Annotated in this window: 24 protein-coding genes and 1 pseudogene; 20 read left to right on the plus strand and 5 right to left on the minus strand. The window is 59.6% G+C overall.

The features are described 5' to 3' along the window. Positions 1-36 precede the first annotated feature (36 nt). From slmA to AC1DVV_RS14470, 5 genes are all read right to left on the minus strand, one after another. Positions 37-681, minus strand: a complete 645-nt coding sequence (slmA, locus tag AC1DVV_RS14450) for a nucleoid occlusion factor SlmA (protein WP_477666576.1) — start codon at positions 679-681, stop codon at positions 37-39. A gap of 162 nt (positions 682-843) precedes the next feature. Then, the gene (locus AC1DVV_RS14455) at positions 844-2,301 is read right to left on the minus strand and encodes a sensor histidine kinase (RefSeq protein WP_457281646.1); all 1,458 of its coding nucleotides are present in this window, start codon (positions 2,299-2,301) and stop codon (positions 844-846) included. A gap of 107 nt (positions 2,302-2,408) precedes the next feature. Beyond that, a complete protein-coding gene (locus AC1DVV_RS14460) occupies positions 2,409-3,113 on the minus strand; it encodes a response regulator (protein ID WP_457281194.1) in 705 nt (234 codons plus the stop codon). Positions 3,114-3,403: 290 nt separating this feature from the next. Then, positions 3,404-4,315, minus strand: a complete 912-nt coding sequence (argB, locus tag AC1DVV_RS14465) for an acetylglutamate kinase (RefSeq protein ID WP_477689627.1) — start codon at positions 4,313-4,315, stop codon at positions 3,404-3,406. 107 nt (positions 4,316-4,422) lie between these two features. After that, positions 4,423-5,526, minus strand: coding sequence for an MraY family glycosyltransferase (locus AC1DVV_RS14470; RefSeq protein WP_477668488.1), 1,104 nt, complete (start codon positions 5,524-5,526; stop codon positions 4,423-4,425). A gap of 180 nt (positions 5,527-5,706) precedes the next feature. Between AC1DVV_RS14470 and AC1DVV_RS14475 the strand changes: the two genes are divergently transcribed. The 20 genes and pseudogenes from AC1DVV_RS14475 (at position 5,707) to AC1DVV_RS14570 (ending at position 25,380) form a co-directional block, all read left to right on the plus strand. Further along, positions 5,707-6,069 carry a MarR family EPS-associated transcriptional regulator gene (locus AC1DVV_RS14475; protein ID WP_457281197.1) on the plus strand — a complete coding sequence of 121 codons (363 nt, stop codon included), beginning with the start codon at positions 5,707-5,709 and terminating at the stop codon, positions 6,067-6,069. Continuing rightward, positions 6,062-7,486 carry a mannose-1-phosphate guanylyltransferase/mannose-6-phosphate isomerase gene (locus AC1DVV_RS14480; RefSeq protein WP_477707205.1) on the plus strand — a complete coding sequence of 475 codons (1,425 nt, stop codon included), beginning with the start codon at positions 6,062-6,064 and terminating at the stop codon, positions 7,484-7,486. The genes AC1DVV_RS14475 and AC1DVV_RS14480 overlap by 8 nt, the downstream gene beginning before the upstream one ends. A 3-nt stretch (positions 7,487-7,489) precedes the next feature. Next, positions 7,490-8,575 carry a GDP-mannose 4,6-dehydratase gene (gene gmd, locus AC1DVV_RS14485; RefSeq protein WP_457281199.1) on the plus strand — a complete coding sequence of 362 codons (1,086 nt, stop codon included), beginning with the start codon at positions 7,490-7,492 and terminating at the stop codon, positions 8,573-8,575. 2 nt (positions 8,576-8,577) lie between these two features. Further along, positions 8,578-9,510: a GDP-L-fucose synthase family protein gene (locus AC1DVV_RS14490; protein WP_477702148.1), complete on the plus strand. Its 933-nt coding sequence runs from the start codon at positions 8,578-8,580 to the stop codon at positions 9,508-9,510. Beyond that, the gene (locus tag AC1DVV_RS14495) at positions 9,507-10,673 is read left to right on the plus strand and encodes a DegT/DnrJ/EryC1/StrS family aminotransferase (RefSeq protein WP_477666572.1); all 1,167 of its coding nucleotides are present in this window, start codon (positions 9,507-9,509) and stop codon (positions 10,671-10,673) included. The genes AC1DVV_RS14490 and AC1DVV_RS14495 overlap by 4 nt, the downstream gene beginning before the upstream one ends. A gap of 3 nt (positions 10,674-10,676) precedes the next feature. Next, complete coding sequence (rfbF, locus tag AC1DVV_RS14500) at positions 10,677-11,450, plus strand: glucose-1-phosphate cytidylyltransferase (RefSeq protein WP_477702149.1); 774 nt, start codon at positions 10,677-10,679, stop codon at positions 11,448-11,450. Beyond that, positions 11,447-12,535, plus strand: coding sequence for a CDP-glucose 4,6-dehydratase (rfbG, locus tag AC1DVV_RS14505; protein ID WP_477702150.1), 1,089 nt, complete (start codon positions 11,447-11,449; stop codon positions 12,533-12,535). Before rfbF ends, rfbG begins: the two co-directional genes overlap by 4 nt. 15 nt (positions 12,536-12,550) lie before the next feature. Beyond that, positions 12,551-13,873 carry a lipopolysaccharide biosynthesis protein RfbH gene (gene rfbH, locus AC1DVV_RS14510; RefSeq protein ID WP_477702151.1) on the plus strand — a complete coding sequence of 441 codons (1,323 nt, stop codon included), beginning with the start codon at positions 12,551-12,553 and terminating at the stop codon, positions 13,871-13,873. Positions 13,874-13,881: 8 nt separating this feature from the next. Then, complete coding sequence (locus AC1DVV_RS14515; protein ID WP_477702152.1) at positions 13,882-14,928, plus strand: NAD-dependent epimerase/dehydratase family protein; 1,047 nt, start codon at positions 13,882-13,884, stop codon at positions 14,926-14,928. Then, positions 14,925-15,731 carry a transketolase gene (locus AC1DVV_RS14520; protein WP_477666567.1) on the plus strand — a complete coding sequence of 269 codons (807 nt, stop codon included), beginning with the start codon at positions 14,925-14,927 and terminating at the stop codon, positions 15,729-15,731. Before AC1DVV_RS14515 ends, AC1DVV_RS14520 begins: the two co-directional genes overlap by 4 nt. Further along, positions 15,728-16,681 (plus strand): transketolase family protein, encoded by a 954-nt coding sequence (locus AC1DVV_RS14525; RefSeq protein ID WP_477666566.1) that lies wholly within the window; start codon positions 15,728-15,730, stop codon positions 16,679-16,681. The genes AC1DVV_RS14520 and AC1DVV_RS14525 overlap by 4 nt, the downstream gene beginning before the upstream one ends. Positions 16,682-16,787: 106 nt before the next feature. After that, positions 16,788-17,537, plus strand: a pseudogene (locus tag AC1DVV_RS14530) (ABC transporter transmembrane domain-containing protein); the annotation flags it as partial. A 90-nt stretch (positions 17,538-17,627) separates the two neighbouring features. Continuing rightward, complete coding sequence (locus AC1DVV_RS14535; RefSeq protein WP_477702161.1) at positions 17,628-18,539, plus strand: ATP-binding cassette domain-containing protein; 912 nt, start codon at positions 17,628-17,630, stop codon at positions 18,537-18,539. A gap of 2 nt (positions 18,540-18,541) precedes the next feature. After that, positions 18,542-19,474 (plus strand): class I SAM-dependent methyltransferase, encoded by a 933-nt coding sequence (locus tag AC1DVV_RS14540; protein ID WP_477666565.1) that lies wholly within the window; start codon positions 18,542-18,544, stop codon positions 19,472-19,474. A 31-nt stretch (positions 19,475-19,505) separates the two neighbouring features. Beyond that, positions 19,506-20,081 (plus strand): D-glycero-alpha-D-manno-heptose-1,7-bisphosphate 7-phosphatase, encoded by a 576-nt coding sequence (locus AC1DVV_RS14545; protein ID WP_477666564.1) that lies wholly within the window; start codon positions 19,506-19,508, stop codon positions 20,079-20,081. Then, a complete protein-coding gene (locus AC1DVV_RS14550; protein WP_477666563.1) occupies positions 20,078-20,794 on the plus strand; it encodes a sugar phosphate nucleotidyltransferase in 717 nt (238 codons plus the stop codon). The genes AC1DVV_RS14545 and AC1DVV_RS14550 overlap by 4 nt, the downstream gene beginning before the upstream one ends. Beyond that, positions 20,791-22,179, plus strand: coding sequence for a GHMP family kinase ATP-binding protein (locus AC1DVV_RS14555; protein WP_477666562.1), 1,389 nt, complete (start codon positions 20,791-20,793; stop codon positions 22,177-22,179). Before AC1DVV_RS14550 ends, AC1DVV_RS14555 begins: the two co-directional genes overlap by 4 nt. Beyond that, on the plus strand, positions 22,176-24,068 hold the full coding sequence (locus tag AC1DVV_RS14560) for an N-acetylneuraminate synthase family protein (RefSeq protein WP_477666561.1): 1,893 nt from the start codon (positions 22,176-22,178) through the stop codon (positions 24,066-24,068). The genes AC1DVV_RS14555 and AC1DVV_RS14560 overlap by 4 nt, the downstream gene beginning before the upstream one ends. Further along, positions 24,065-24,658 (plus strand): D-sedoheptulose-7-phosphate isomerase, encoded by a 594-nt coding sequence (locus AC1DVV_RS14565; RefSeq protein WP_477666560.1) that lies wholly within the window; start codon positions 24,065-24,067, stop codon positions 24,656-24,658. Before AC1DVV_RS14560 ends, AC1DVV_RS14565 begins: the two co-directional genes overlap by 4 nt. Then, a complete protein-coding gene (locus AC1DVV_RS14570) occupies positions 24,655-25,380 on the plus strand; it encodes an acylneuraminate cytidylyltransferase family protein (RefSeq protein ID WP_477702155.1) in 726 nt (241 codons plus the stop codon). Before AC1DVV_RS14565 ends, AC1DVV_RS14570 begins: the two co-directional genes overlap by 4 nt. Positions 25,381-25,385: the final 5 nt, after the last annotated feature.

Raw genomic sequence — 25,385 nt, forward strand, 5'->3', positions numbered from 1 at the left:
GAAAAGGCGCGACACGAAGTGCGCGTCCGATAGGGGTTAGCCCAATATAGTCGCGAGGCTGGCTTCGAGGTGCTCGGACGGCAGGCGCTTGAAGCCTGAGCGGGCAAAACGCTGCAAGCGGCCGACCATGAAGGCAACGATGACCGAGGCGCGCACCTGGGCGTCCACCGTGGGGGTCGCCGCGCCGCTGGCGGCCGCAGCGTCGCGCAGGCTTTGCTTGAGGCTGGACTCGAGCTTGTCGAAGAACTGGTTCATGCGCTCTTGCAGGCGGTCGTTTTCAAATACCAGCGCATCGCCGACCATGACGCGCGTCATGCCGGGGTTCTTTTCGGCAAACTGCAGGATCATGACCACCAGCTTGCGGGTGCGGGCTGAATGGTCGGGTTCACGTTCACCAATCTGATTGATCAGTGTGAAGACGCTTTGCTCGATGAATTCGATCAGGCCCTCGAACATCTGCGCCTTGCTGGCGAAATGGCGGTAAAGGGCGGCTTCGCTCACATCCAGCTTGGCTGCCAGGGCCGATGTGGTGATGCGCTCGGCGCCCGGCTGCTCCAGCATGGTGGCCAGCGCCTGCAGAATCTGGACCCGGCGCTCACCCGGTTTGGGGCGCTTGCGCACCGCAGGCTCGGCTGGCGTGGCGTGCGGGCTCAGTTCGGATTCAGACGCTAAGTCGGACATAGGCGATGAAGTAGGAAATGTTTCAAAAAACCGGGAATCGTTGCAATTGATTCTCGCACAGCCAAGTGACAGTTCGTCTCTCACCGTGCCCGGGTTTTCGCCCATGAGGCGAAGGCGCAACGTTCTGTTCCGTAACAGCAAGCGCTTACTGTGGTGGGCGAGCTACAAACTCAATCGAACCCGTAATCCGTACGGTCCGGCTGGGCCAGTCCCGGTGTGGTCCAGCTCCAGCTGCGAATGGTGAACCCGCGCGATTTCGCTGGCAATGGCCAGGCCCAGGCCATTGCCCTCGCCCGCCGTCCCCTGCACCCGGTAAAAGCGCTGCAGCGCCATGCTGCGCTCGTCCGGGGCTATGCCGGGGCCGTCGTCTTCGACTTCCAGGAAGACGCCCCAGCGCCGGTGTTCGGCGGCAGCGCCACCAGGACCCGGCTGTTTTGGCGTGTCCGGCGCTTCGAAGCCAGCCGTCGGGCCACAGCGGATCGTGACCGTGCCGCCGGGCGGTGTGTATTTGACGGCGTTGTCCACCAGATTACCCAGCAGCTCGCGCAGCAGCCACTCGTAACCACTGACCTGTGCAGGCTGGGTTTCCAGCCCCAGGTCAATGCCCTTGCGCATGGCGGCATCCAGATGCAGGGGCAGGATGGATTCGCAGAGGTCTTTCAGGTCTACCCGTTGCATGGGCTGGGCGCCGGCGGCTGACGCGTCGGCGCGCGAGAGCGCCAGCAGCTGGTTGGCCAGCTGCGACGTCCGGCGTGTGGCATTGCGCAGCTTGATGATTTTTTCGGCCGACAAGGTCACCGCCCCGTCCGAGCCTGCTGCCTGGGCCACCTTGGCCGCTTGCGCCCAGGCCTCGACCTGGGCCTGCAGCCCGGCCAGAGGCGTGCGCAGTTGGTGCGCGGCATCAGCCACAAACCGCCGCTGCCCCTCCGCCTGGTCGTTCACCAGGCCAAAAAGGCGGTTCAAGGCACTCACCAGCGGCTGCACCTCGGCCGGCGTAGCCATCGGGTCGATGGCACTCAAGTCGCGCGGGTTGCGGCGCTCCACCGCGTCCTTGAGCTCAATCAACGGCTTGAGTGCCCGCGTGACGGCCCAGTTGACGGCAAAACCAGCCGCCACAACCAGGATCAGATTGGGCAGCAGCACCTTGAACAGCACGGAGCGTACCCATTGCTGGCGCGGATCCGATCCATCCGCCAGCTGGACGATCAGCTCACCCACCGCAGTCTTCATGCGCTGCGCGGCAATCCGGTAGGTCACGCCGTTGTATTCGATGCTGTGGAATTCCGGCTCGTGCGTGGCCGGCAGCAACTCGGGAATCCAGGGCTCACCGGCCAGAAAGTCGCCTTCGGCATCGGCGAGGCGAAAGCCGGCAAAGCCAGGCCGGCCCTTGAGGAAATCATCCACGGCGGGGGCCATCAGCAGCACCGGCGCACTTTCCGGGGTGGCGCCCGGCGCCACAACCGAATCGGCCAGCAGGGGAATCAGCCGGAGCAGCTGCTGATCTTTTTGCAGGGCGACATCGCCGGCCGTCTGGTAGTCAAAATAAATACTCACCAGCGCAAAAGTCCCCAGCGGGAAAAGCAGCAGCAGGAGCAGCCGGCGCTGCAGGCCGGACTTCATGGCGGCAGGCACGAACGCGTTGCCGCCCGTGCGCGCAGCCAGCGTACGCAGGCGGTTTTTCAGGCGGACGGCCCAGGACTGGCCGAAAGGGTTCATGCCTGCGCTGCCTATTCAGCGCCAGCGCTGGACGGCATCCCCGGGGAAACTTCCACCAGCTCCAGCCGGTAGCCAAAGCCGCGAATGGAGCGTACGGCTATGCCGTGCGGCTCCAGCTTGCCGCGCAAACGCGAGATGTACACCTCAATGGCATTGGGCGTGATTTCCTTGTCCCACCCCGTCATGGCCTGCAGCAGCTTGTCTTTGCTGGCCGGCTTGGGCGCGTGGATCAGCAAATACTCCATCACCGTCCATTCGCGCGGTCCGAGCTCTATCAGCTGGCCGTTGGCGCGCGCCTCGCGGTTGGCCGTGTCCAGTTCCAGCGCTCCAAAACTCAGTGTGGCGCTGGTGGCGGCCTGGGAGCGGCGCAGCAGTGCGCGCAGGCGCGCCAGCAACTCGGGCAGCTCAAACGGCTTGACCATGTAGTCATCCGCCCCCAGGTCCAGCCCCTGGACACGGTCCTGCAGCGCGTCGCGGGCCGTCAGGATGAGCACCGGCATGGCCATTCCGCCGCGGCGCAGGCGGCGCGTCAGTTCCAGCCCGTCAATGCGCGGCAGCCCGATGTCGATGATCGCCGCATCGAAGGTCTCACCCTGCAACACTTCCTCCGCGCGTTCGGCACTGCCGACCCAGTCGACGGCGTAGCCGGCGTCACTGAGCCCCAGCTTGATGCCGCTGGCCACCATCACGTCGTCTTCAACCAACAGGAGTCGCATAACGAATTGTCCGTTTCGTCGCCAATGCCAATTGACCCCGCCTGAGGAGTGTCAATTCAGGAAAAAACCGGTGCCGCTGCCTGATTTGGTTTTTGGTCTTGTTTTTGGCCCGGTATCGGCTGCCAGTCTGCCAGACCGGCACTGTCGCCACCCTGACGGCAAAGGAAATGCCCATATTTGCTATATTTTTTATAGCATCTTGCGCACACCCCTTATACCCTGGCGACCAATTTCATCAAAATAAGGGCGCCGCCCATCCGGACAGCCTTGGGCCGCCAGGAACGCCTGGATCAGTGCGAGCGGATCATGGTCCCGTAGGCCTGGTCGGTCAGGATTTCCAGCAGCATGGCATGCGGCACCCGGCCGTCGATGATGTGGACAGAATTCACGCCGCTTTTGGCCGCGTCCAGCGCGCCTTCGATTTTGGGCAGCATGCCGCCGGAAATCGTTCCGTCGGCAAACAGCTCGTCGATTTCGCGGGCGCTCAGGTCAGTCAGCAGCTCCCCGGCCTTGTTCAGCACGCCGGGGGTGTTGGTGAGCAGCACCAGTTTCTCGGCCTTCAGCACAGTGGCCAGCTTGCCCGCCACCACGTCGGCATTGATGTTGTAGCTCTCGTTTTCCTCGCCAAACCCGATCGGGCTGATCACCGGAATGAAGGCATCGTCCTGCAGCGCCTTGACCACGCTCGGGTCAATGCTGACGATGTCACCCACAAAGCCGATGTCGTGCTCCTTCGTCGGGTCATCCTTGTCGACCATCTTGAGCTTTTGCGCACGGATCAATCCGCCATCGCGGCCCGTCAGGCCCACGGCCTTGCCACCGGCCTGGTTGATCAGGCCGACGATGTCCTGCTGCACCTGGCCGGCCAGCACCCACTCCACGACTTCCATGGTCTCTTCGTCGGTGACGCGCATACCCTGGATGAAATGCCCCTTTTTGCCCAGGCGGTTCAGCGCCGCCTCGATTTGCGGGCCCCCGCCGTGCACCACCACCGGATTCATGCCGACCAGCTTGAGCAGAACCACGTCCTCCGCAAAATCAGCCTGCAGGGCCGGGTCCGTCATGGCATTGCCGCCATATTTGATGACCAGGGTCTTGCCGTGAAACTTGCGGATGTAAGGCAGCGCCTGGGCCAGGATCTCGGCCTTGTCGCGCGGGCCTACATGGGAGAGGTCTGGGTCGTTGGCGGTATTGGTGGTCATTCGCGGGGCCTTGTCAGGATGAAACAGGGAACAGGAACACAGGGAGCAGGTATTGCCGGGAAATATTGCCCGAATTGTGCCGCATCACTGCGGCCAGCGTGCCGGCCTCAGCGACGCAGCCAGCGCGGAACCTTGAAACGGATGATCGCGATATAAAAACCGACATACGTCAACACAAACAGCGCGCAAAACATCATGAGGATCGAGGTCTCACGCCAGAACAGCACTGCCGGCACCACCGTCAGCAAGGTAAAGCTCCAGAGATAAGGTGACGTCCGGTTGTTGCGCATCAACATGCGCCGCGACTCGTCATCGTGGAACACACCACGCACCAGGCGGCGGTAGATCAGCTGATGGAAATGCAGCGCATCAGCCACCCCGGGCGATCCGCCGCGCGCCAGCTTTCGGTAGATCGAAAAAACAGTCTCCCAGACCGGATAAATGATCAACAGCATCGGAAACCACGGCGAAACCATCTGGTGGCGCTGCACCAGCAGTATGCAGGCGAGCGCGATCACAACACCCCAGAGATAGGCACCCCCATCCCCCGCAAAAATCAGGCCACGGGGGTAATTCCACATGAGAAAACCCATGGTCGCACCTGCCAGGCATACAACGATGGCAGCCAGCTGACGGTCACCAAGCTGAAGCGCGACATAGGCGATTGCCAGGCAGATGAGCGACGCGACGGTACCCGCCAGGCCGTTGTAGCCATCAATGATATTGAACGCGTGCGGCAAGCCGCAGAACGCGAAAAAAGCCAAGGCAACGCCGACCCAGGGAAATGACAGCAGCAGCATGTCGATCCCGGGCACGCCGAGCCGCGGTAACGCCAGCCCGAACAGGCTGCACGCCAGCGCTGCGGACAGCCCCGTCAGCAACAGGCGGTAACGCACCGTCAGCCGCTGCGTCAGATCTTCATAAACGCCGCCCAGCACGGCTGGCAGCAGGACCACCACCAATTGCAAGGCGGTATGCCAGCTCATGGGCACATTTACCCGGCTGGCGGTTGTTTCAGCTATCACGCCGGCAAGCAAGCCAGCCAATAAGCCCAGCAGTATCCCGATGCCGCCGACGCGCGGTATGTTTCCCGCATGGAACCGCTGCGGTTTGCTCACGTCGTATCGGCTGGCATGCTCACGCGCCATGCGGATAACCAGCATGGAGGCGATTAGCGACACCGTGAAACTCAGACAAACCAGAAATACCATGGGGCCCCCGCTTTATTTGCCGCAATTATCAGCGCATACCCCGGCCCGCCTCCTTGCAGTTTCCTCACAGTCCTGCCAGGACCTGCCGCAACGGTGTAAATAATCCCTCACGCCGGTGTTCTACCCATGCGGCAGCAGTGGTAATATCCTGTTCACTCATTGAACAGCTGAATCATCCATTTGCTGAATTCTTCACTTCAGGAAGAAAACCACCTGCGGGTACTGCGCCTGCTGGAGGCCAATCCTCATATGAACCAGCGCGATCTCGCCAATGCGCTGGGCGTTAGCCTGGGCAAAACCAACTATTGCCTGAAAGCGCTGCTCGACAAGGGCTTCATCAAGATGCAAAGCTTCAGCCGCAGCGAAAAAAAGCTGGCTTACGCCTATCTGTTGACGCCGAACGGCATTTCCGAGAAGGCCGGCCTGACCTTGCGCTTTCTCGAACGCAAGTTGGCGGAGTACGAAAACCTCAAGGTTGAAATCGAAAACCTCAAAGTCGAAGTCACCCAGGCAAAAACCAGCACTGATCACAACCATGACTGAAACCGTCACCATCACGCCTGTCATCCTCTGCGGCGGCGCAGGCACACGGCTTTGGCCGCTGTCGCGGAAAAGCTTCCCGAAACAGTTCGTCCCGCTGATCGGCGGTAAAAGCCTGCTGCAGCTGACCCTGGAGCGGGTGGCACACGTCAACGGAGACAGCGCAACCACGCCCGATGTGATCTGCGTCGCCTCGGAAGAACACCGATTCCTCGTCAGCGAAGCCATGCAGGCAGCACGCGTCAAGGGCCGGATTGTGCTGGAGCCCACCGGGCGCAACACGGCGCCTGCGATGGCGCTCGCGGCGCTGCTCGCCAAACCCGGTCAAGTCCTGCTGTTTTGCCCTTCGGATCACCATATTCCCGATGTTGTGGCCTTTTCAGCCATGGTGGGCCAGGGCCTGGCGGCGGCGCTGAGCGGTGAGATCGTGACTTTTGGCGTGGTGCCGGCTTTTCCGGCAACTGCCTACGGTTATATCCAGCAAGGCGCGGCACGCGGCGACGGTAGCGCCAAAGTCGCGCGTTTTATTGAAAAACCCGACGCAGAAAAAGCCCAGGCACTGATATTGCAGGGTGACACGCTCTGGAACGCCGGTATCTTCCTGACGCGCGCCGACACACTGATCGCGGCCCTGGAACAACACGCGCCCGACATTCTGCAAGGCTGCCGGCTGGCTGTGTCAGCGGTCGGAGAGGACCAGCAGTTCGTGCGGCCCGACGCAGCGGCATTCGGTGCCGTGCGCGCCGAAAGTATCGACTACGCCGTGCTCGAGCGCCACGATGCCGTCGCTGTCGTGCCATTTGCGGGTGCGTGGAGTGACGTCGGCAGCTGGAATGCCGTCGCCGGGCTCACGGCGCCGGACGACGACGGCAACCGCATCGACGGCAACGGCATGGCGCTGCACAGCAAACGCACCTATATTCACGCGCCGCATCGCACCGTGGTGACGCTCGGCACCGAGGACCTTCTGGTGATTGATACGCCCGACGCGTTGCTTGTCGCCGCGAGCAGCCACGTGGAGCAGGTCAAGGGTGTGGTTTCCCAGCTCGAAACGCGCCAAAGCCCGGAAGCGAGTCTGCACCGCAAGGTAGCGAGGCCCTGGGGCTGGTATGACAGCATTGACCGCGGCGCCCGATTCCAGGTCAAGCGCATCATGGTCAAGCCCGGCGCGTCGTTGAGCCTGCAAAAACACCATCATCGGGCCGAACACTGGATCGTGGTTTCCGGCACCGCGCTGGTCACCAAAGGCGAGGCCACCTTTCTCCTCACTGAAAACCAGTCCACTTACATTCCGATCGGCGAAACTCACCGCCTGGAAAATCCAGGAAAAACCGATCTGGAAATGATCGAAGTCCAGTCCGGCAGCTATCTGGGCGAGGACGATATCGTGCGATTTACCGACAACTATGGCAGGGCATAAACAATGAAAACAGCACTCATCACCGGCATCACCGGCCAGGACGGTTCCTACCTGGCGGAGTTTCTGCTGAACAAGGGCTATATCGTGCACGGCATCAAACGCCGCACGTCGCTCTTCAATACGGATCGCATCGACCACTTGTTCCAGGACCCGCACGAAGCCAACCAGCGCTTTGTGCTGCACCACGGCGACATGACCGACTCGTCGAGCCTGACCCGCATCATCCAGCAAACCCAGCCGGACGAAATCTACAACCTCGCGGCGCAAAGCCATGTCGCCGTGAGTTTTGAAGAGCCGGAGTACACAGCCAACAGCGACGGCCTGGGCGCCTTGCGCGTCCTTGAAGCAATGCGCATTCTCGGACTTGAGAAGACCACACGCTTCTACCAGGCTTCGACTTCCGAACTCTATGGCTTGGTGCAGGAAATCCCGCAAAAAGAAACTACACCGTTCTACCCCCGCAGCCCTTACGCGGTCGCCAAGCTCTACGCCTACTGGATCACAATCAACTACCGGGAAGCCTACGGCATCTATGCCTGCAACGGCATCCTGTTCAACCACGAAAGCCCGGTCCGCGGCGAAACCTTTGTGACGCGCAAGATCACGCGCGCACTCGCCCGCATCAAGCTGGGCATCCAGGACTGCCTCTATCTGGGCAACATGGATGCCAAACGGGACTGGGGCCACGCCAAGGACTATGTCGAAATGCAATGGCTCATGCTTCAGCAGGACAAACCCGAAGACTTCGTGATTGCCACCGGTGTGCAATACAGCGTGCGTGATTTCGTCGAGGCGACTGCCCGGGAATACGGCATGCAGATCCGCTGGGAAGGCCACGACGAGAACGAGAAGGGCTATGACGCTGCCACCGGCAAATGCATCGTGTCGGTCGATCCGCGTTACTTCCGTCCGACCGAGGTTGAAACGCTGCTCGGTGATGCGACCAAGGCACGCGAAAAACTCGGCTGGGTTCCGAAAATCAGCTTCGCAGAACTGGTCGCCGAAATGGCCAAAGTCGACATGACACAGGCCGAGTTCGATTTGCAGGTCAAGGCGCACGGCCACAAGGCCCTGCGCAACCAGGGCTAAACGTGGCCAAACCCCGTGTTTTCCTGACCGGCGGCAGCGGCATGGTCGGCCGCAATATCCTCGAGCACCCGCTCGCGGGCAACTGGGATTTTGTCGCGCCTGGCAGCCGGGAACTGAACCTGGCCGACTTCGAGGCGACGCGCCGCTTCGTCGCAGATGTCCGGCCCGATGCTGTAATTCACTGCGCCGGACTGGTCGGCGGCATTCAGGCGAACATCGCGCACCCAGTCGATTTTCTCGTAGTAAACGTAGACCTCGGTCGCAACGTGATCATGGCAGCGCGCGAGGCCGGTGTTACCAGGCTGCTGAACCTCGCGAGCTCCTGCATGTACCCACGCGAAGCGCAGAACCCGCTCGGCGAGGAATTGATTCTGCGCGGCGAACTTGAGCCGACCAACGAGGGCTATGCGATCGCCAAGATCTTCGCAACCCGGCTGTGCGAATACATCGCCCGCGAAACACCGGTCAACCAGTACAAGACGCTGATTCCGTGCAACCTGTACGGCCGGCACGACAAATTCGACCCGAAGCACTCCCACCTGATCCCTGCGATCATCCACAAGGTCCATCAGGCCAAGGCCGGCGGCCTGCCGAGCGTCGAGATATGGGGTGACGGCACGGCACGCCGCGAGTTCATGTATGCAGGTGATCTGGCCGACGCCGTGCTGCATGCGCTGTCCGATTTCGACAAGCTACCGGGGCTGCTCAATGTCGGCCTCGGCCACGACCACAGCATCAACGACTACTACCGTGCTGCCGCCGAAGTCGTTGGCTGGAGCGGCGAGTTTGTACATGACACAAGCAAGCCGGTCGGCATGAAACAAAAACTTGTCGACATTGAGAGGCAGCGCGCCTGGGGTTGGCGAGCGTCGACGTTGTTGAATCAAGGCATTGAAAAAACTTATCAATTTTATTTGCAGGATAGCCAAGCATGAGCCACAAATACCCTCTCGCCACCGCCACCTGGGACCAGGCTGAATACGCTGCACTGCAAGAGGTCATCACCTCGGGCATGTTCACCATGGGACCCAAGGTGTTCGAATTCGAAAAACAATTCGCAAGCTACCTCGGTGTCAAGCATTGCGTGATGGTGAATTCCGGTTCGTCGGCCAACCTGTTAATGGTCGCGGCGCTTTTCTATTCCAAGAATGACGCGATTGCTCTCAAACCGGGCGACGAAGTGATCGTGCCCGCCGTATCCTGGAGCACAACCTATTACCCGCTATACCAGTACGGCCTGAAGATCAAATTCGTCGATATCGATCTCGAAACCTTGAACTACGACCTCGATGCACTGGAAAAAGCCGTCACCGGTAACACCCGCCTGATCATGGCCGTCAACCTGCTCGGCAACCCGAACAACTTCGCGCGCATCAAATCCATCATCGGCGACAAGAAGATCACGCTGATCGAGGACAACTGCGAGTCGCTCGGCGCAACCTTCGAAGGCAAGCAAGCCGGCACTTTCGGCCTGATGGGCAGTTACAGCTCATTCTTTTCACATCACATCTCGACGATGGAAGGTGGCCTGATCAGCACCGATGACGAGGAGTTGCACCACATTTTGCTGTCGCTGCGCGCGCACGGCTGGACCCGCAACCTCCCGAAGTTCAACCATGTCTGCGGCGAAAAAAGCGACGATCCGTTCAAAGAGTCGTTTCGCTTCGTCCTGCCCGGCTACAACGTACGGCCGCTCGAAATGTCAGGCGCACTCGGCATCGAACAGGTCAAGAAGTTGCCTATGCTGGTCGCCGAACGGCGAAAAAACGCAGCGCTGCTGCAATCGGTCATGCGCGATCATCCTACAGTGCTGATCCAGAAGGAGATTGGCAATAGCAGCTGGTTCGGTTTCAGCCTTGTTATCCGGCCTGGTGTGAACCTCACGCGCGAGGCACTGGTCGCCAAACTCAATGGCCTTGGGTTCGAAGTACGACCTATCGTTGCCGGCAATTTTGCCAAGAATGAAGTCGTCAAATATTTCGACTCGGAAGTCTTCGGTGAGCTGAAGAACGCCGAGCATATCGACGATAACGGTCTATTTGTCGGTAACCATCACTACTCGATCGAAGACGCGGTCAGGCAACTAAAAGGCATTTGAACCATGAAAGCTGTCATTCTTGCCGGCGGTTTGGGCACCCGTATTTCCGAGGAAACTTCGTCCCGACCGAAACCCATGATCGAGATCGGCGGCAAACCCATCCTCTGGCACATCATGAAGATCTATTCTGCCCACGGCGTGAATGATTTCGTGATCTGCTGCGGGTACAAGGGGTACATGATCAAGGAGTACTTCGCGAATTACTTCCTGCACATGTCCGACGTGACATTTGACATGAGCAAGAACAGCATGGAAGTGCATCAGCGCAGCGCCGAACCCTGGCGCGTTACCCTGATCGACACTGGTGAAGACACCATGACCGGTGGTCGGCTCGGCCGGGTCGCATCGTATGTCAAGGACGAAGAAGCCTTCTGCTTCACCTACGGCGACGGTGTCGGCGATGTCGACATTACCGCGCTGCTCGCGTTTCATAAGGCGCAAGGCGTCAAGGCGACCCTGACCGCAACCTTGCCGCCAGGACGGTTCGGCGCGCTTGACTTCGAGGGCGACAAGGTGCGCAGCTTCAAGGAAAAGCCCAAGGGCGACGGTGGCATGATTAACGGCGGCTTTTTTGTGCTGTCGCCAGCCGTTCTCGACTACCTCGACGGCGACAATTGCACCTGGGAGCGGCAGCCGCTCGAGTCGCTTGCTGACGAAGGGCAACTCGCAGCGTTCCAGCATGGCGGCTTCTGGCAGCCAATGGACACTCTTCGAGACAAGAATTACCTTGAGGAACTCTGGGCCTCAGGCAAGGCTCCCTGGAAGGTGTGGAAATGACGCCCGAATTCTGGCGCGGCAAGCGTGTCTTTCTGACCGGTCATACCGGCTTCAAGGGGAGCTGGCTGTCCTTGTGGCTACAGCGCCTGGGCGCCGAAGTCACTGGCTATTCACTGGCGCCGCCGACCGAGCCAAGCCTGTTTGATGCGGCTCGCGTTGCCGACGGCATGACATCGTTGCACGGTGACGTGCGCGACCTCACCGCGCTGCGCGAGGCCATGCGCCGAGCGGGTCCGGAGGTCGTGATCCATATGGCAGCCCAGTCGCTGGTGCGCCACTCGTACGCCGAACCCGTCGAGACCTATGCGGTCAACGTCATGGGTACCGTGAACCTGCTCGAGGCGGTGCGTCAGACGTCAGGCGTCAAGGCCGTCGTCAACGTCACGACCGACAAGTGCTACGAAAACCAGGAGTGGGTCTGGGCCTATCGTGAAAACGAGCCGATGGGCGGTCACGACCCGTACAGCAATAGCAAAGGCTGCGCCGAACTTGTCACCGCAGCCTATCGCGCATCTTTCTTCAACCCCGCAGCTTATGCCCAGCACGGTGTTGCGCTGGCCACAGCTCGCGCCGGGAACGTCATTGGCGGTGGTGACTGGGCAAAAGACCGGCTGATTCCCGACATACTTGCGGCATTTGAGAAGGGGCAGCCTGTGATAATTCGCAATCCACATGCGATCCGCCCCTGGCAACATGTGCTGGAGCCCCTGCGCGGTTATTTGACGCTGGCAGAAAAACTTTTCGATGACGGACCGGCATTTTCTGAAGCCTGGAACTTCGGCCCGACCAGCGAAGACGCGCGCCCTGTCGAATGGATAGTCCGCCAGCTCGCCCATCAATGGGCGGGAGAAGCTACCTGGCAAATCGACGGTGCCGATCATCCCCACGAAGCCAGCTATCTCAAGCTGGATATCTCCAAAGCTGCCCACAAACTGGGCTGGCACCCGTCAGTTGACCTTAACGGTGCACTCGGACTGATCGTCGACTGGAACCAGCAAAAACTCGCGGGGGCGGACCTGCGTAAGGTCACCCAGGCGCAAATCGACACCTATCAGCAACAGGCGCTGGCCAGGACACCTGACTGAATTACGAACCCCATCATGCAAAACTCCAAAACCCAAGCTCTTCGCGAGCAAATCTCCGCGCTGGTAGAACAGTACGCTGCAGTCGCACTGGCCCCCGAGCCTTTTCTGCCCGGTGTGAGCGTGGTGCCGCCGTCCGGCAAATTACTCGATGCCGCTGAACTCAAGAACATGGTTGAGGCGTCTCTCGACGGCTGGCTAACGACCGGACGCTTCAACGCCGAATTTGAGAAGAAGCTCGCCGCATTTATCGGCGTCAAGCACCTCATCACAGTCAACTCGGGTTCGTCGGCGAACCTCGTCGCATTCAGCACATTAACCTCGCCGAAACTCGGCGAGCGCGCGATCAAGCGTGGCGATGAAGTCATTGGCGTGGCCGCGGGTTTTCCGACTACCGTTAATCCGATCATCCAGTTCGGTGCGATCCCGGTTTTCGTTGATGTCGACCGCCTCACACACAACATTGATGCGGGCAAGATTGAAGCGGCGATTGGCCCCAAGACCAAAGCGATCATGCTGGCACATTCGCTCGGCAACGCATTCAATCTTGACGCCGTGACCGCACTTTGCAAAAAGCACAACCTGTGGCTCGTTGAAGATTGCTGCGATGCACTCGGTACCACCTACCGCGGCCAGATGGTCGGCACCTTTGGCGACATTGCCACGTTGAGTTTTTACCCGGCCCACCACATCACAATGGGCGAAGGCGGCGCGGTCTTCACCAACAATGACGAACTCAAAGTCATCGCCGAAAGCTTCCGCGACTGGGGCCGCGACTGCTATTGCCCGCCCGGTAAAGACAATACCTGCGGCAAACGTTTCTGCTGGAAGCTCGGTGACCTGCCCGAAGGCTACGACCATAAATACACCTACAGCCATCTCGGCTACAACCTCAAGATCACCGATATGCAGGCTGCCTGCGGCGTGGCGCAACTCGACAAGGCTCCGCAGTTCATCCAGGCGCGCAAGGACAACTTCGCGTTTCTCAAGGAACGCCTGAAGGCCTGTGAGGAATTCGTCAACCTGCCCGAGCCGACTGAGCACTCTGATCCGTCATGGTTTGGCTTCCCGATCACGCTGAAAGAAAATTGCCCGGTCACCCGGCTCGATCTGCTGACCTACCTCGACCAGAACAAGGTTGGCACGCGGCTGCTGTTCGCCGGCAACCTGACGCGCCAGCCCTACATGAGCGGCTGCAACTACCGCATCAGTGGTGATCTGACCAACACCGACAACGTGATGAACAACACCTTCTGGATCGGCGTACAGCCCTCGCTGACGCCGGCGATGCTTGAATTCGCCGCACGCAAGATTGAGACATATCTCGGTGTGAATTTCTAAAAACCATCATGCAAGCTGCCTTCCCTGCCAATGATCTGGATCTGGTGTTGTCTCTGACACCGGAGTTCTGGTCACGCTTTGGCGGGGCCAGGCTGTTCATGACAGGTGGCACCGGTTTCATCGGCAGCTGGCTGCTGCAGTCGCTGCAGCGGGCGAACGACACGCTCGGCAGCCGTCTTGAACTCATTGTGCTGAGCCGCGATCCCGAACGTGCACAGAAAGAGTCACCGCACATGTTCAACCGCCGCGACACCCGGCTGGTCGCGGGGAACATGCTCGACTTCACCGTGCCGGCCGGCAAGCTTGACCTGATGGTTCACGCAGCCGCTGACGTCGGAGATCCGCACCGGGCGGCCGACCCGCTGGCGGTATTTGATTCGATCATGCAGGGAACGCGGCGCGCGCTCGACCTCGCCGATGCAAGCGGTGCATCGCGCTTTTTGTTGACGTCCAGCGGCGCGATTTATGGTGCCCAACCTGCTTCAATCGAACGAATGCCAGAGACCTATGCATGCGCGCCCGATCTGCTGCAACCGGATGCCGCGTACGGCAACGGAAAACGCGCGGCCGAATGGCTCGCATGCACCTATGCCGCGCAGCTCGGGCTTGGTGCCTGCATCGCACGCATTTATGCGCTGATCGGCCCAGGCCTGCCGCTGAACGGGCCATTCGCAGCCGGGAATTTCATCCGCGACGCGCTCGCTGGACGGCCCATTGAAGTCAGGGGTGACGGCCGGCCTCTGCGATCATTTTTGTACATGGCGGACCTCTGCGTCTGGCTATTACGCATTCTCGGCACCGGCAAGCCGGGCCAAGCCTATAACGTGGGCTCGGAAAGTGCGGTAAGTATCGCCGAGCTCGCGCAGCATATCGTTCGAGCCTCGGGGGCTGGGCTTGAAGTGAAGATCGAAGCACCGCCTGCCGCCGAACCGGCGCCACGCTACCTGCCCGACACGCGCAAGGCGCGGGAAGAACTCGGTCTTGCGGAAATCACGGGGCTTGACGCGGCGCTGCGCAAAACATTCAACTGGAGTCGTTCATCGATCACATCATGAACAAATTCAACGCCACCCGCATCCGCAAAACTGTCCTTGATATGGCCTATTCGGGCGCGACCGTGCATATCGGCTGCGCATTTTCGATTGTCGAACTGCTCGCCGTGCTTTACCGGAGTCATCTGAGGTTCGATCCTGCGAATCCCGAGTCGCCCGATCGGGACTACATGGTGCTCAGCAAAGGCCATGGCGTCATGGCGCAGTACGCCTGCCTGCACGAAATCGGCTGGCTTGACGACAACGACATCAATCAATACTTCAAGGATGGCAGTCGACTCAAGGGATTGGCCGACGCACATATTCCCGGCGTCGAAGCAACGGCCGGCTCTTTGGGGCACGGGCTTTCGGTAGCAACAGGCCTCGCCATGGGTGCAAAGCTCAACCAGACAAACCAGACCTGTTATGCACTGGTCGGAGATGGTGAGCTCAACGAAGGCGCGATCTGGGAAGCTGCGCTGTTCGCGACGCATTTCAAGCTCGACAACCTCGTCGTGATCGTCGACAAAAACGGCTTCCAGGCCATGGGACCGACCGACGAAGTCATTGCACTGGGCAACATCGAGGAAAAATTCCGCGCCTTCGGTTTCGACGCAGTCACCATTGACGGCCATGACGAAGCCGCTATCGATGCGGCCTACCGTGACGCGCGCGCCAGCCGCAACGGAAAGCCGAAAGCAATAGTCGCGACCAGCATCAAGGGCAGGGGCGTCTCGTTCATGGAGCACAACAACATCTGGCACTACACAAGGCTGACCGCTGAGACCCACGCGGCCGCGATAGCCGAGCTCGGAGGCACAGCATGAGAAACGCATTCTCCGACGCGCTGGTCGCTGCAGCGCTGGCCGACCCAAAGGTATTGCTTCTCACAGGCGACCACGGCTATGCACTGTTCGACGCTTTCCGCAAGGCCAGGCCGAACCAATACATCAACTGCGGCATCGCTGAGCAAAATATGGTGGGCGTGGCAGCGGGTCTGGCCAAAGCCGGCTTCAAGCCCATCGTTTATGGCCTCGCGGCATTTGTACCGATGCGTGTGCTTGAGCAGATCAAGATCGACGTCTGCTACGAAAACCTGCCTGTGATCCTGATAGGTGATGGCGCCGGGCTCGTTTACAGCCATCTCGGCAGCAGCCACCAGTGCACCGAAGACATCGCCTGCACGCGCGCGGTACCGGGGCTGACAGTGCTGTCGCCGGCTGATCGCTTCGAGATGACTGCGACCCTGCAACTCGCGCTGCGGCTGGAATCGCCGGTGTATCTGCGCGTCGGCAAAAGTGATCGTGGCGACGTGCACGCGACACCACTGATGCTGCACGGTGTCGGCGAGATGTTGCGCGTCGGTGAAAGCCAGGGCCGCGTCGCATTGCTAGCGACCGGTTCGATGGTCAAGTCCGCAATGGATCTGGTCGCCCGGGGCTTGGCCGCCGAGATCTGGAGCGTGCCGTCGATTAAACCGATAGACCGCAAGCAATTGCACCAGCTCGCCGACCGCGTCGACGCGGTCGTGACGCTCGAAGAACACTCGATTATGGGTGGCCTCGGCGCCTGCATTGCCGAAGAGCTCGCGGCCTCGTCGCGGCCGCGACCGCTCTGTCGCATAGGCATAGAAGACCGCTTCTCGGCATTCTGCGGCAGCTGGGACTACCTGCTCCAGGAGCACAAAATCGATCCGGCGTCGATCGCTGGGCGTGTCGGGGAGTTTCTCGCAGGTATTGGCATGTCGACAACCTTACGCCAAGACCGTGGCACCTGATTAGCATCGTATGGCGCCAAACCCGGGAATCCTGAAGCTGCTCACCTTGCTGTGGCGGCATATGAGCAAACGCAGAAAAGGACATTTTGTCATTCTGCTTTTTGTCATGCTCATCAGCACTTTCGCCGAGGTCATAAGTCTCGGCGCCGTGTTGCCGTTTCTTGCCGTTCTGATCAATCCGGCACAAGTGACTCAATATCGCATCCTCGCCTGGATTGCTCCCGCGGGGATCGCGGACACACCCGCCGGGCTTGTGCTGCCCTTGACCGTGCTATTTGTTGCGGCCGCGCTGGCCGCGGGCGCGCTGCGAATTTTCCTGCTCTGGATCGGCACTAGGATCGCCTATGCGAGCGCATCCGACCTGAGCATCGACTTATACAGAAGAACCCTTTATCAGCCGTACCACACTCACATATCCAGAAACACCAGTGAAGTCATTAGCGGCGTCACGCACAAAGTCAACGATGTAGCGTTCGGGATACTTCAGGCCATCCCCACGTTGCTGAGTTCGGTCGTGCTTCTGGCCGCGATACTAACCACACTGCTTCTGATAGACCCGGTGGTCGCGTCGGTCGCCGCACTTGGTTTCAGCCTGAGTTATGGCCTCGTGATTTACGCATCGCGTCGCCGCCTGCGCCGGGACAGTCGGCGTATTGCGCTCGAGCAGACGCAAATCATCAAAGCACTGCAGGAAGGTTTGGGCAGCATCCGGGAGGTTTTGCTGGACGGCACACAAGCCTTTTTTTGCGACATCTATGCGAAGGCGGAAAAGCCGCTCCGGAAAGCTCAGGGCAACAATCTTTTTTTTAGCGCGAGCCCGCGCTATGCGGTAGAGGCCTTGGGCATGACGCTGATAGCCGTCCTTGCCTACAAGCTCAGCCAGAACAACGGGGGTCTCGCGGCGGCGCTCCCCACGCTGGGCGCACTGGCGCTTGGAGCCCAGCGCATGCTGCCAGCGCTGCAGCAGATTTATAGCTCCTGGGCAAACATCTACGGCAGCCAGGCGTCTCTCGTCGCCATACTAAAACTGCTCGATCAAGAGACGCCCGGCTATGCAGCAGGGAACAGATTTTCCGCATCGGATTTCAACCGTTCGATTCAACTCAACAATGTCGGCTTCCGCTACTCAAGCGGCGAAGCCGACGTCCTGCAAAATGTTTCGCTGACCATTCGGCGCGGCCAGCGCATCGGTGTCGTCGGTTCCACCGGCAGCGGAAAAAGTACCCTGCTCGATATCCTGATGGGGTTGATCACGCCGGATGAAGGCACCATGACCATTGACGGAGCGCCACTCAATGAGGAAGGCTATCAACGCTGGCAAAGAAACATTGCGCACATACCGCAAAACATCTACCTGACCGACTCGACTTTTGCTGAAAACATTGCGTTCGGAATGTCACTTTCGGAAATAGACATGGAGCGCGTGCGAGACGCCGCCGAACGGGCCCAGATCCGCGACTTTATCGAAAGCCGACCGGCAAGCTACCTGCAATCCATCGGTGAGCGGGGGGCGTTCATGTCCGGCGGGCAGAGACAGAGAATCGGAATTGCGCGGGCGCTTTACAAACGGGCATCGGTCCTGGTAATGGACGAGGCCACAAGCGCCCTTGACTCGGATACCGAGAATCAGGTCATGCAGGCGATTCTGTCGCTCGACAAGAATTTGACAGTTGTGGTGGTCACGCATCGGCTGTCGACGGTCCGGGATTGCGATCATATTTTCGAACTCGAGAACGGCCGGCTGATAGCAGAAGGCACGTACGACCAGCTGCTGGCCGACAGCCCGAGTTTTCGACGAAAATTGCAGCACTACTCCAGCGAGACGGTCGACAAAGAGGCTTCGAGGAAAGAGCACTAAACATGAAACAAGCCCCTGGAAAAACGTCTCCTCTCTCCACACGTCATCCCGACGAATCGATTTATCAGGCGTTGGTTCGCCTGGGGCTGACCAGCGACACCACTCGGCGACTGATCGCGACCGATACACGCGACGTCAAAAACATCAATGTCTACAAGGACGCTGTCAGCGGCGTGGTGTTCATCGACGGCCACTATGTGGGAAGCGACACATACGAAAGCGGCGAGTATCGGAAAAATTCCGTTGCAGATCCGACGGCGACTCTTCAACCGGAATTTGAAGATGATGTGGATACAACCCGCAGGCTGGAAAGCTATAAGCAGTTTGTCACCGGAAAAGTTATTTGCGATTTCGGATGTGGCGCCGGATCCTTCCTGAACGCTTCAAGGACACTGGCGAGCCGAGTCTGCGGCATAGAGCTACAGCTCGACTATCTGAACACCCTCAAGTCCAGCGGCATTCCCTGCATCAATAACCTGAATCAGATGGAAGGCGAATGCGATACGGCATTCCTGTTTCACTCTTTCGAACATCTTCCCAACCCATCATCGGTGTTGCGCGATCTTCACGCTGTACTTAAAAAAGATGGAGCTGGCCGGATCGTCATTGAAGTTCCCCATGCGAAGGATTTCCTGATCGAGGGGCTATCCTGTCCCAATTTCCTCGAATTCACCTTGTGGTCGCAGCATCTCATCCTGCACACTAGGGAATCATTGAAATCGTTTCTCGAAGATGCCGGTTTCAAGTCGATTGTTATCGAGGGTGTGCAACGTTTTGGCATTGCCAATCATCTCCACTGGCTGAGACATCAACGCCCCGGTGGTCACAAATCAAATCTTTCTATTCTGGAAACGCCGTCATTGAAGCGGGCCTATGCCGATGCGCTTTCGCGACTCGACGCCAACGACTCACTTGTCGCCATTGCCAGTACCTGAACAACTACCAAGTACATCTGGCCGATCGCCCATGTCAACTCCTCGTCAAGCGTCAAAACTGATCGTGTTTGATCGCGATGGAACACTGATTCATCATGTTCCCTATCTCTGCGACCCAGCCCAGGTCGAACTTCTCCCGGGAGTCCGCGAGGGGTTGTCGCAACTCAAGCAGGCGGGACATAAATTATTCCTGCATACCAACCAGTCCGGGGTGGGACGCGGCTACTTTTCGATCGAGGCGGCCATGCGCTGCAACGAGGAGCTCATTCGGAAGCTCGGTTTCGACACGAAGATTTTCGAGGAAATTTGCATCTCTCCTGAATCACCGGAGCAAGTGATCGTCTATCGGAAACCCTCGCCGCGATTTGGCTATGAATTGCTGGCCCGATATGGCCTCGCGCCGGTCGACATGTGCTATGTTGGCGACAACCTGACCGACTTACAGACTGCCTCCAACATCGGCTGTCAAGGCGTGGGCGTAAACACGGGCGTCCACGACCTGGATCACGAACTCACCCAGGCCGGACTAGCGGACAAATTTGCGGTCTGCCAGGATTTCGCGCAGGCCACCGCCCAACTGCTCTTGACGATGGGAGCTGGGGCATGAGGCCTGACCACCTTCTGGTACTGGCCGGCGGATTTGGCACTCGCCTGCGCACCGCTGTCCCCGAACTGCCCAAACCCCTCGCACCGGTGGCCGGCCAGCCCTATCTCGCCTACTTGATCGACCAGTGGGCGGCGCAGGGAATTGTCCGAATGACGTTCCTGCTGCATCATCAGGCGCCACTGATCGAGCAATTCCTCAACGAAAAAAGGGCTTCTGAAAGCCTTCGCCACTGTGAGCTTGATACGTTGACCGAAGCTGTGCCACTTGGCACCGGCGGCGCGATTGCCTACGCCGTCCGGGAACTCGGCCTGAAGCAATCGTTCCTTGTGGCCAACGCGGATACATGGTTGGGCCAGAGCCTGAACCGGCTTGGCGATGCCGAAGTGCCGGCAATTGCCGTCGTGCATGTCGACAATACCGAGAGATATGGCCGCGTGGAGATGGCAGGTCATAAAATAAGTACGTTTACCGAAAAAAAGAACAGCGTCGGCCCGGGCTGGATCAATGCTGGCATGTACCGACTTGACGCCAGATCTTTTCGGGACTGGGACGGCCGGCCTTTCTCGATTGAGGACGAAATCTTTCCGAGCCTGGCCAGGGCAGGTGAACTCACGGCGGTGCCACTATGCACTGAATTTATCGACATCGGTATTCCAGCTGACTACTTCCGGTTTTGCCGATGGATTGAGTCTCGGAAAGCAGGTACTTTGTGAGCCTTGATGTATTTCTGATTGCCGAATCGGCGTCTCTGCGCGAGGCGCTTGTACAGATCGAGGCGAACCACCACGGGATCGTCCTGATAATGAACGTCGAAGGGCGAACCACCGGTCTGGCGACGGACGGTGATATCAGGCGCAAGCTACTCGACGGCGCATCGCTGGACGATCGGATTTCTTCCTGCGCCAACCCCAGCTTCGTGTGGGCCGATAGCTCCACCCCGCGTGAGCTTTTGCTGAAGCAACTGGATAATCGGATTCAGGTTATCCCTTTGCTTGATCAGGCCGGCAAGCTGGTCGGTATAGTCAGCAGGGATTACCTTCCCGCTCAACGAGAAGAACCCGTCTACGCAAGAGCCCGCTCCCCGGTACGCATCAGTTTTGGCGGCGGCGGTTCAGATCTCACCCATTTCTTTGCGGGCGAAGGGGGCGCTGTCATCAACACGACCATTTCCCTGTACAGCCACGCAACACTTCGCAAGCGCAGCGACGCACGGATACGGATTCACTCGCGGGATCTGGGTGCCTCGCTTGAAGCCGAAAACCTTCAAGGGGCGTTGGATCAAAAAGGTAACTTCGGGTTGATTCAGGCACTGCTCAAGACTGTTCATCCGGACTTCGGCTTCGAGTTGTATCTGCACTCCGATTTTCCGATGAATTCGGGTCTCGGTGGTTCTGCTGTTGTTTCCGCGGCCGTGCTCGGCTGCTTCAATCAATTCCGCCAGGACCGCTGGGACTCGCACGAGGTCGCGGAACTTGCATTTCAGGCCGAGCGGCTCTATCTGGGTATTGCGGGCGGTTGGCAGGACCAGTATGCGACGGTGTTCGGCGGCTTCAATTTCATGGAATTCCGGATGGACCAGAACATCGTTCACCCGCTGCGGATACCGGCCGATGTCCAGCTCGAACTCGAGGAAAGCCTGGTACTTTGCGATACCGGTTCACCACACGACTCCGGCGACATCCATCAGGACCAGCGCCAACAGATGCAGCAGGATGACATCAGGCAGAAAGTGCAGACCAATGTCGAGCTCACCTACCGCATTCGTAATCATCTACTACGCGGCAGGCTGCTTCAGTTCGGCCAGGCATTGCATGAGTCGTGGCTGCTCAAGCGCCAATTCAGCAGCAAGATATCGAACGACCGGCTCGACCATATCTATGAGGATGCGCGCGCGCACGGGGCGCTTGGCGGCAAGCTGCTTGGCGCCGGCGGCGGCGGGTTCTTTCTTTTTTATGTCACACCGTTCCGTAAACACGAGCTCATTGGAAAACTCGAAAGCCTGGGCCTGAATGTGCGCCCATTCCGCTTCGAGCAGGAAGGGCTGCGCGCCTGGTCCGCGCGCGAAGGCAAGAATCAACCCCACCCGGAAAAAACATGAGCATCAGCATCGCCAATTTTGAGGTCGGAGCCGGCAGGGCATTTGTGATCGCCGAGATCGGGAACAACCACAACGGCAGCTTTGAGCGTGCCAAGCAGATGGTCGACCTGGCCGTCGAGATGGGCGCGGACTGCGCCAAGTTCCAATTGCGCAAACTCGACGAGGTCTATCGCCAGCGCACCCTGCGCAAGGACGGCGAGGACCTCGGCACCGAATACGTGCTCGACCTGCTGCGCCGCTTCGAACTCTCAATTGAACAGCACCGCGAACTCGCAGCCTATTGCGGGAGCAAGGGCATTCTCTACCTCTGCACGCCATGGGATCAACACAGCGTCGACGTGCTCGAGCAGTTGCACGTGCCGGCCTACAAGGTCGCCTCGGCCGATCTGACCAACCTGCCGCTGCTCGAGAAGCTCTGCGCAACCGGCAAACCGCTGATCCTGTCTACCGGCATGAGCCTGCGCGAGGAAGTTCAGGTTACCGTCGACTTCCTCAACAAGCGCAACGCTTCGTTTGTGCTGCTGCACTGCAACAGTACCTATCCGGCGCCGCTGCATGACATCCACCTGCGCTGGATGGAAAAACTCAAACTGATCCATCCGCTGGTTGGTTATTCAGGCCATGAGCGAGGTATCGCCGTCACCCTGGCCGCGACCGGCCTCGGCGCCTGCGTGATCGAACGCCACTTCACGCTGGACCGCGGCATGGAAGGCCCCGACCACGCGGCCAGCCTCGAGCATGCGGAGTTCAAGCGCCTGATCGAGGGTATCCGCGAGATCGAGCAGGCGCTTGGTGACGGCCGTGAGCGCCGCATCTCGCAAGGCGAGATGATCAACCGTGAGAACCTCGGAAAAAGCCTGGTCGCCGCGAAAGCCCTCAAGAAGGGCTCGATCGTCCGGCCTGAGGATGTGCAGGTGCGCAGCCCTGGCCAGGGCCTGTCGCCGCAGCACTACGAAAAACTGCTGGGCCGCACCTTGCAGCACGACATGGCGGCAGAGGACTTCTTCTATCCGTCGGACCTCAAGGACGAACGGATCGAGCCGCGGCCCTACCGCTTCAAGCGTCCCTGGGGAGTACCCGTCCGCTATCACGACTTCGGTGAATACAACTCGCGCATCAAACCCGATCTGTTCGAATTTCACCTGTCGTATTCGGACATGGAGCTCAAGCTGGACGATTTCCTGAGTGGCACCTATTCCTGTGATTTTGTGGTCCATGCGCCCGAGCTGTTCGCCAACAGCCGGCTCATGGATCTGGCCTCGCCCGACGAAGACTACCGCCGCCAGTCGATCGCTGAAACCCAGCGCGTCATCGATATCACGCGCGGCCTCAAACGCTTCTTTCCGAAGACCATCCGACCGCCGATCGTCGCGAATATCGGCGGCTTCACGATGGACGCGCCGCTGCCGCCCGACGTCATCACGGCCTATTACGAACGCTTCGCAAAAAGCCTCGGCGAACTCGACATGGAAGGCGTCGAACTGATCCCGCAGACCATGGCGCCGTTCCCCTGGCATTTCGGCGGTCAGCGCTTCCAGAACATCTTCGTCCGCATCGAGGAAATCGTCGACTGGTGCCAACGCCTGAACTTGCGCATGTGTTTCGACATCTCGCACACGCGCCTGACCTGCAACCATTTCGGCATCGACTTCTATGACTTCGCCGAAAAGATCGCGCCGATCTCGGCGCACCTGCATCTCGGCGACGCCCAGGGTCTTAACGGCGAGGGCCTGCAGATCGGCGAAGGCGACATCGACTTCACGCGACTCGGCAGAATCCTGAAAAAAGGCTGCCCGACCGCTTCGTTCATCCCCGAGATCTGGCAGGGCCACAAGAACGGCGGCGAGGGTTTCTGGATCGCGCTCGAAAAGCTGGAAGGTACCCTGTGAGCCTAGAGCAGATCAAAACACAGGTCGAAGCGTCCATCGCGGTCAAGCAAGCGCTGCTGGCTGACGGCGCGTTGCTGCAGCAGATCGAGAAACTCGCGCAGGCTTGCCTGGCCTCGCTGAAGGCCGGCGGCAAGATCATTTTTGCAGGCAACGGCGGCAGCTTTGCCGATGCACAGCATCTGTCAGCGGAGTTCACTTCGCGTTTCCTGTTCGACCGCGCGCCGCTCGCGTCGGTGGTACTTGCGGCCAATAATTCGGCGATCAGCGCGATCGGCAACGACTACGGCTATGAGTTCGTGTTTGCGCGCGAGCTAGAGGCACTGGCGAAACCGGAGGACGTCTTCATCGCGATCTCGACCAGCGGCAACAGTGCCAATATCCTGATGGCCGTCAAGGCCGCCCGCGGGCGCGGTGTGAGCACATTCGCCTGGACCGGCGCGAGCGGTGGCAAGCTCAATGAAGCTTGCGAATGCCTGCGTATTCCGTCGAGTGAAACCGCGCGCATCCAGGAGTGCCACATTCTGGTCGGGCATATTCTGTGCGGTCTGGTCGAGGCCTGGTATTTTCCAAAGGGAGCCGAAAAGAAATGACAAAAATCGTGGCGCTGATTCCGGCGCGAGCGGGCTCCAAGGGAGTCCCCCACAAAAATATAAAACCCCTTGGCGGCCACGCGCTGCTGGCCTGGTCGATCGCCGCCTGCCTGCGGTCGACGACCATCGACCGCGTCATCGTTTCGACCGATTCGGCCGAATACGCGGCATTGTCGCGGGAACTCGGCGCCGAAGCGCCGTTCCTCCGCCCCGAAGCGATCTCGGGCGACCGTTCGACCGACTACGACTTCATTGTCCACGCGCTCGACTGGTTGGCCGCTGAAAGCGGCGAGCCCGAATACATCGTGCATATCAGGCCAACTACGCCGCTGCGCGACCCGCAGTTGATCGACGATGCGGTAAAGGCTTTCATCGCAGCACCGCAAGCAACCGCCCTGCGATCAGTACACGAGATGTCCGAGTCCGCCTACAAAACCTTTGAGGTGGCGGAGGGGGGCCAGCTCAAGCGTCTTGGCGCGGACAATACCGAGCTCGACGCGGCGAACAACGCGCGCCAGCAATTTCCGAACACCTACCAGGCCAATGGCTATGTCGATGTGCTGTCGAGCGCGTTCATCCGAAAGTCGGGTCTGATGCACGGCAACCATGTGCTGCCCTTCGTCACGCCACCGGTGGTCGAGGTCGACACGCTTGACGATTTCGAACACCTGGAATTCCAGATCACCCGGATGCCGGGTGTGTCACAAAAACTTTTCAACTGAAGACA

This window comes from Polaromonas sp. P3_B4, assembly GCF_056402835.1.